The organism is Meridianimarinicoccus aquatilis (assembly GCF_004358675.1).
In the GTDB taxonomy this organism is placed as follows: Bacteria; Pseudomonadota; Alphaproteobacteria; order Rhodobacterales; family Rhodobacteraceae; genus Meridianimarinicoccus; species Meridianimarinicoccus aquatilis.
The window spans coordinates 1-7,597 of sequence record NZ_SMZO01000099.1 but is presented as its reverse complement, the minus strand read 5'-3'; the positions used below and the strand labels follow the sequence as shown (position 1 = coordinate 7,597).

Genomic DNA, 7,597 nt, shown 5'->3' with positions numbered 1-7,597 from the left:
CGTTTGGCCTTCGTGGTGCAGATGTAGAGCGTTCGCCCTTCTATGCGGTCCCTGAGGGCTTGTGTGGCTTCTGTAGCCCCCGGCTTGCCCCGTTCCGGCGTATCGATCCCGACCAGGCGCAAGTGTTCGTTGTGACGCCATGTGTTGAAGCCCAGATCGATGTTGGCTTCGACGGTATCCCCGTCGATCACACGCGCGATTTCAGCCCGGTAGATATACAGGCCACAATCTGGCACCGCCTCTTGTGCCGCTGCCGGTGTTGCGAGCGCAAACGCCAGAGACGCAGCGACCAGTTGCCCCTGAAAAACACCCATCTTTGATCCTCGCCCGATGTAGCGCGATAGCCGCATAGTGGACGGCTGGCACGCAGTAATGCCCCAGTGACGCGGCTTTCTCTAGCCCGCGCGTATTGGTCGCCAAATTTGGCTGCGTCCTCGCGGATGGCCGAGGCTTATGAAGCTATGCTTGACCAAGAGACAGATCAGGGCCTGTAAGCCCGTCCTTTCTGGGATCGATGGCGCGGCTCGCATGGGTTCGCCATCTGACTTTTTACCTTTCAACTGCCCATGCAAGAATTTCACTGACCACGCCGGTCCTGAGCGGATCGCCCCAAAGATTGGCCCACCCCTCGATGTGGCGGGATAGGCGCATAGTGGAGCGCACCAAAGCGCGGGTCGATGAAATACACCACCTGATGTGGTGTTACGTCTAGCGGTAATCCACATCTATTGGTGTCATTATCTGGCAAAATTCTCTTTCTCTCCTAGTGCGGTTCCGCTAGCGTTAAAGACATTGGTCCTTTGGGGTGACTCTGCAAAGAAAAACCCCCGGTGCTGGAAACACCGAGGGTCAAATAATGCAAACCAGACCGGTCTGGGTCATGATCTTGTCACCATTATGCGTACGTTTGCGCATATCTTGCAAGCATCAAAACCCCCGCCGGTCCTGAAAAAATAAGGCCGAGCAGATGCCAGAAGAGCTTATTCGTTTAACAGAAGTTCCCGCCCGCCTAAGAAAACAAGGCGTTTCGATCAGTTACGGGCGCGTCTGGCGACTTGTCGCCTCAGGTGAACTTGAATGTGTCAGAGATGGTGGGCGTGTGTTTGTTCCGTCACAGGCTCTGCAGGGCTTCGGTGCCCGGCGCTTTCAGTGATCCTAGATCATGGCACATCGCAAGAACAAGAACGGGGCACAGCCCCCGATTGATGCCGCATGGGTGAAAGAGGCCCTGCAGGACCAGGCCGAGAACTTGTTTCGGCAGGTATGGGGCGAACCAACGAAGCCGGGGAAAAGCTGGCGACCCTGTGAAAGCTCTGCACGCTCAATGGTCATGCAAGGCCCCAGGCGTGGATTTTGGACAGACCACAAGGCAGGCACAGGCGGCGATCTTCTAGACTTGTTCGCCATAGAGATTTGCGGCCTGAACCGTGCCCGCGATGATTTTCCAACCGTTCTGGCAGAGGCGGCGCGGTGGTGTGGGCTTAACCCTGATGCGCCTCCAGACCTTTCCATTTTGGAAACCCGCAGAGCCGAAAGAGACGCCGCCTTGGGCGCTCAGGACAAGGCCGATAAAGCCCACAAGACCGAGACGGTGCAAGTGGTCCTGAACGCGGCTCAGCGCGTCACAGAAAGCCCTGCAGCGGCCTATCTGTCTGCCCGTGGTGTTACAGCTCTGCCTGATTTCGGCCTGGCCTATGCCCCGCCCCTGACCCGTACCCCCGGCATTGCCAAACCTGATCGCGCGGCTTTGGTGGTCTGGGCAACCGACGACACCGGGAAGATGATGGGTGGGCAGCGGGTTCTGATCCTGCCCGATGGTAAACCGGCCCCAGAGGATCCCCGTAAACTCTCTTTCGGTGCGATTGGTGGTTATCCGGCACGGTTCCCGGCTCAGGTGCAAGGTGGCCCCCTGTGCATCGCAGAAGGCCCTGAAACAGCCCTTTCCATATGGCAGGCAACAGGCTTCGAAACATGGGCGGTGTTCGGAGCAGGACAGTTTGAAACCGCGCCGGTTCCAACAGATCGAAAGGTGATCCTCTGCCCCGACCAGGACGCGCCGGATAGCCCCGCAGGGAAAGCTTTTGCAAAAGCTCTGGTACATCACAGTGGACGTGGTGCCGAGCTTTGGGTTGCTCGTGCGCCTGAGCCTGAAGGCAGCAAGCGCGACCTGAACGACACGCTGCAGCGGGCAGGCCGTAAGGCCGTTCTCAGGGCTCTGGAAGGCGGGCAAAGGTTTACCGCCCCAAGGGGTAAAGCAGGCCGCTACACAGGTGCCGGTGCGTTCGAGGCTGAGCCTGTTCAAATGCCTGATTTTGTTAGCCCTGAAACAGCCCGCGCCATGATCCGAGAGGCGGTAAAGTCTTTCCTGGTAAAGGTGGGAAACTGGCACGGGCAGAGGGCTGATGCCGACGCAGCCCAGAGAGCATGGGAAAAGGCGTTTGAGCGGTTTGAAGTAGGCAAAGCCGATAAGCCGGAAGAGCTGCCCCCAGAGGTTTTGGACGTGCTGCAGATCCCGGCCCCCGTGCTGGTGATCCGTGCAACCCCCGGCACAGGTAAGAGCAGGATTGCCCGTGAAGTTCTGGCAGAGTTTGACCTATCAAGCCTGCCCGGCGATGTGGTGTTTACTACCCCAACCCTGAACCTTGCAGAAGAGGCGGCGGGCCATGCCAGAGAGCTTGGCGCGGGCGATCACGTCACAAGAGGCCGCAACGCAGCATTACCCGGACCAGGACACAACAGCAGGGAAAAGCTATGTGCGCGGCCTGAGCTGGCAGATCGGGTGGCAAAGACAACAGGGCATGTGCAGGCAAACCTGTGCGAGCGGCGCGAAGAGGGTAAGGCCCCTGTGCGTTGCCCCTTCTATGAAGGCTGCAACTATGTGAGCCAATGGCAGCACTTGCCCGACAAAACACCGGTCCTGAGGTTCGAGGCGTCCCAATATCTGACCTTGCCCGGTGATGGCAGTAAACGCGAAACCGCCTTGCGGGTGATAGACGAAAGCGTCTGGCAACTTTTCACACGGCAGGCAGACATTCCCCTTGATGCATGGACGCGCCCCAGAAGGCCCAGAGCGGGCGCTACACCAGAAGAGACCGCACAGGCAGCGGGCACAGCACAAGACGCCACAAAAGCCGCCTCAGCGGTCCTGAGCGGACTGCAGGACGGCAATAGCCCGCTTGTCGGAGGATACACCGCAACGGACTATGCGGCTTTCCGAGAGGCCGAGCGAGGTTCAAACTTTCTGCAGGTAATGCCCGATGCGCCAGAGGAACAGATTGCCCGTGAGCTGAAAGAGCTTGAAGGCTTTGACCCATACGCAACCAAGCGTGCAGCGGTATGGGCTATCCTGCAAGATTGCGCAGAGCGCGGTTTGAACACATCGGAGCGGCTCAGAATTGTGCGCGATATTCCGGCCCACGGCACAGGCGAAAAGCGCGATGTGATACGGGCAAACTGGTTCAAAGAGCCGCCCCGCGATGTTCCAGCTCTGCTACTTGATGCCGACGCGGATCCGGTCATAACTGAAAGGCTCTTTCCCGGCGCTGAAATTGTGCAGGTGGATTTGCGACCCAATGCAAAGGTGGTGCAGATCACGGATAAGACCTTTTCAAAGACAAGCCTCAAAAGCCCAACCCTTCGCAAAGAGGTGGCCGAGATGGTGCGTGCCGAGGTTTACCGCGATCGGCTCAGCACAGGTGGCGGGGTTCTTGCCATTGCATCGCGTGAGGTGGTGCGGTGGATGTTCGAGGATCAGGGCCACGACTTCACCGAAAAAACAAACGGTGAAATATCGGACTTCATGCGCAAAACCCCGTTACATGGGGCACATTGGCTTTGGTTCGGTCCAGGCAGTCTTGGCTTAAACACATGGCAGGACCACACAACAGCGATTGTGTTTGGCCGGGAAGAGCTGCCCCTTTACGCGCTGCAGGATTATGCGCGTGGCCTGTTTGGCGACACAAAAAACCCGCTGCAGCTCGTTCCCGAAACACCAGGCGCAAACTTGCCAGAAGTGACCCTGCCTTATGTGATGTCCAATGGCAGCGGTGCAGCAGTGCAAGGACGTGCCGCGCAAGATCCCCGCGTGCGATCCGTTCAGCTACAAACCCGCGAGTTGAGAACCCGGCAGGCGTTCGAACGGCTCAGGCTTGCCAATGCCCCGCAATGCAAGCGCCTGGTAATAGCTTGCAAGGTTCCGGTGCCCGGCCTGCCCGTCGATCAGCTTGTGAGCTGGAAAGAGCTTGCCCCGACCAGAGCAGAAGCAGCGATTGCAGAAGCCGCACAGCGTGGCGGCGTTCTTCGACTAACATCGGCAGGCTTAGCCGCTGATGCCCCTGAAACCTTTGCCACAGAGAAGGCTGCAGCACAGTGGTTGGACAGGGGCGGGCGTGCGGAGATTTATACCCCCCACACCGGTAATAGTAACTCTATTAGGGGTGTGGGGGTATTAAACCCGGTTCAAGCTCAGATCCGTTTGAAAGGTCAGAGAGGCCCCAAGCCAACCCCTGCATTGATAGTCCTGCCCGGTGATCCGCAGGCTCAGGCGGAGGCGTATCTAGGCCCCTTGTCGATGTTCGAGATTATTGGTTCGGCAAAGCAAGCGCCTGACCCTGTGCCGGTGGATTATGAGACCAATACGCGCGCGCGAGGTTCGCCAAAGCGCCTGGTGATCTTGCCAGAAGCCGAAAGACTGAACAGCTCTCTGCCCGCTGATCACTTGCGTATGATTGCAGCGAAAGCCGCTGCCCGGCCAAGGTCTAAAATAGGCAAGTTTAGGCATGATACGGGTCAGCCGCCCCCTGTGCCCACGTTTCAGGGCTTGCAGCGTGCTGAGGTCATGGGGTTCTGAGCTGCAGGAAAACGTTGGTGTGACAATCTTTCCCCCGACTTTACCGGGCAAGGTGGTAAGCCTTTTACCGTGGAAAGATATGGGTGTTCATAGTGGGAAAACTTACCCTCAGAGAGGCGGTAAACATGTTCGATGTTTCCCGGCCAACGCTTTCGAAAGCCCTTAAATCAGGGAAGATTAGCGGTGTTCGTGATGGTAAAGGTCAGTGGTCAATTGACCCGGCAGAGCTTTCCCGCCTTTACCGGCCCAGATCCGCTGATGTGGGAAAGGGTGGTAAACTTGACCGGGAAACATTGCCCACGGTGAACAGTGCTTTACCGGGTGAAGCTCAGGCGGATTTCGCGGCTCTGAAAGCAGAGCTGCAGGCCGAGAAGATCCGGCGCGAGGCGGCAGAAGCATTAGCAGAAGAGCGGGCGCGGCACATCGATGATTTGCGCCGGATGTTGCCCCCGCCTGATGCCAAGCCTCGTGGCTGGTGGCCGCTGAAATGGAAAGGAACGTGATGACCAGGGCCGAAGCCACCGCTGCAATCCAGAAGGCACTGGACGCCGCCCACGCCGCCCACGCCGCCTATTGGGCCGCCTGCGCTAACTTTTTCCGTGCCCGTTTATGACACGCCGACTAGAACGCCGTACCTCGATGTGAGGCCCCGAAGAATCGGACGCCACCGACCATGCTTTGAGAGAGGCCAATTCCATGTTGAAATTTCTTCGTTGCGTCGTCGTGGCGCTGATGCTCATGCCCACAATCGGTGCGGCACAAGACTTCCAGGCGGGGTTGGCCGCCTATGATACTGGCGACTATGCAACAGCGCTGAGTGAGTGGAGGCCGTTTGCAGAGCAGGGCTATGCTCCGGCGCAGTTCAATCTTGGTCTCATGTACGACAACGGCCAAGGTGTGCTACAGGACTATGCCGAAGCGGTGAAGTGGTATCGACTGGCTGCAGAGCAGGGTAATGCTCAGGCGCAGTCCAATCTTGCTTTCATGTATGGCAACGGCCAAGGTGTGCTACAGGACTATGCCGAGGCGATGAGGTGGAATCGACTGGCTGCAGGGCAGGGCAATGCTCAGGCGCAGTACAATCTTGGTGTCATGTACGCCAACGGCCAAGGCGTAGTGCAAAGCTACGTCATTGCGCACATGTGGTTCAATATCGCCGCTGCGAATGGTGATCGCAAGGCGTTCGAAAAACGTGACCTCACCGCAAGCCGAATGACTGCCGAAGCTATAGTCGAAGCTCAGCAGCGCGCCAGCGTGTGCATGAATTCTGGATATCAGGACTGCGACTAGAGACCAGATGCGAGCGTGGTACCGTAGCATGGCACCACATAACTCGCATAATACGTTGTTTATCTATACTTTATTGAGCTGACTGGTTTTCCCGTCCACCCAATTACCCACCCTTTGACCTGAGTTACCCATAGAAGAACCTGCCCAATTTGCCAGTATTCCGGCGGCGTCCTCGCGCCCGAAGGTGTGGTCGCCCTTACCTTCGACGTTTGGCAGGTTTCGCCCGGTGGCAGGCTCAATCTGCTTGAGCAATTCCCGGCCCTACGGATTGGACACAGTCCTATGTAGGCGGTTTACTTAAATGTCTGATTTCGTGTGATATTTTCGGTACGCGGTTGCGCAAGAAAATTACGTGGTTTCCTGATATATTGGCATCCCCGCATTATGCCGGGCAAGCCTTTGATTTTGCTTTGATATTCAATTTTACTTATTTGTCATAATGCGGATTATAGGTGGCTTGCCTACATCGCCTGGCAGACGAAGAGCAAGACACCAGGCGGGATGCGCGTATCTTCCACTTGAACGCTACCAAGCATCTTGCTGACAGCGCCGCGCGCCTCAGTCGTCGAGAACACTATCGTGTTCCCAAGGAAATCAGAGCACGTCTGCACGGTTGCGTCATTAACACGATCAGTTTTTCTCCCGTGGCAGTAGGTTTCACCTTTGCTCCCTAAGCTCCCTAAAGCGCCATCTACGCTGCTAAGTACAAGTGATCCTTCCTCTGTCTTGAGGAAGAACGGTTCCGGCACTTGGAACTCGGTGGGATTGTATTGCCCGTCCTCGAAAAGAAAACCGATTGCATCGGTATACTGACACGCCCAGGTCTGTTCCTGTGCCTCAAGGGTGGCCGTCGATAGCAAAAGCGCGGCAATCGTTATTCTGAGCAAAATTCATTCTCCGTCACGTGCCCCCAGTCAGCTCGAAAACTTGCTTATTGGCAAGTGCATAGCGGATATTACAGGCGATTTTACATGGATGTCCGTTCGTTCAGAATGCATCCTAAGCGATCAATGAGAACAATAGCTGCTGCCAAAATATACTGTCCATATCTCGCCCTGAACCTCATAAGTTCCTGTGTATCCACTCTCTCCTCGAACGGAGGAATAACCAAAGTCACAAGATATTAGTGAAGCGTATTTGCCATTGATCATGTAGGCACCTGCTGACGTCGCTAAGCTACAGATCAATGCTATTGTTATTATGGGATTTTTCGTAACAATCTTCATGTTCAACTTGCCCTTGAGTTGGGGTTAAATTGCAATTTTTAGCAGTAGATAGACCTAGTCAATCTTCACGGCATGGCCTTCGTTGACAAGCCATTCGTTGATGCTTTCACCGTCATCATAGATCGTCACCAGGTAGCGGTGAAAAGAGCCGGTCGCTTCCTTGTCGCTCCGTTTGGCCTTCGTGGTGCAGATGTAGAGCGTTCGCCCTTCTATGCGGTCCCTGAGGGCTTGT

General features: G+C 56.4%; 5 protein-coding genes. 3 read left to right on the top strand and 2 right to left on the bottom strand.

Annotated features, from left to right (window positions below; all coding sequences use genetic code 11):
* The coding region (locus E2L05_RS19995; RefSeq protein WP_243722074.1) for a thermonuclease family protein at positions 1–314 on the bottom strand (314 nt) is incomplete at its 3' end.
* Between the two features lie 848 nt (positions 315–1,162).
* Between E2L05_RS19995 and E2L05_RS19990 the strand changes: the two genes are divergently transcribed.
* The 3 genes from E2L05_RS19990 to E2L05_RS19980 all read left to right on the top strand — a co-directional run bounded on the left by E2L05_RS19990 (position 1,163) and on the right by E2L05_RS19980 (position 6,139).
* Positions 1,163–4,849: a toprim domain-containing protein gene (locus E2L05_RS19990; protein ID WP_133344763.1), complete on the top strand. Its 3,687-nt coding sequence runs from the start codon at positions 1,163–1,165 to the stop codon at positions 4,847–4,849.
* A 125-nt stretch (positions 4,850–4,974) separates the two neighbouring features.
* Positions 4,975–5,352 (top strand): hypothetical protein, encoded by a 378-nt coding sequence (locus E2L05_RS19985; protein WP_133344761.1) that lies wholly within the window; start codon positions 4,975–4,977, stop codon positions 5,350–5,352.
* A gap of 193 nt (positions 5,353–5,545) precedes the next feature.
* Complete coding sequence (locus E2L05_RS19980; RefSeq protein WP_133344759.1) at positions 5,546–6,139, top strand: tetratricopeptide repeat protein; 594 nt, start codon at positions 5,546–5,548, stop codon at positions 6,137–6,139.
* Positions 6,140–6,600: 461 nt separating this feature from the next.
* Here E2L05_RS19980 and E2L05_RS19975 read toward each other — a convergent pair whose 3' ends face one another.
* Positions 6,601–7,026, bottom strand: coding sequence for a hypothetical protein (locus tag E2L05_RS19975; RefSeq protein WP_133344757.1), 426 nt, complete (start codon positions 7,024–7,026; stop codon positions 6,601–6,603).
* Positions 7,027–7,597 lie beyond the last annotated feature (571 nt).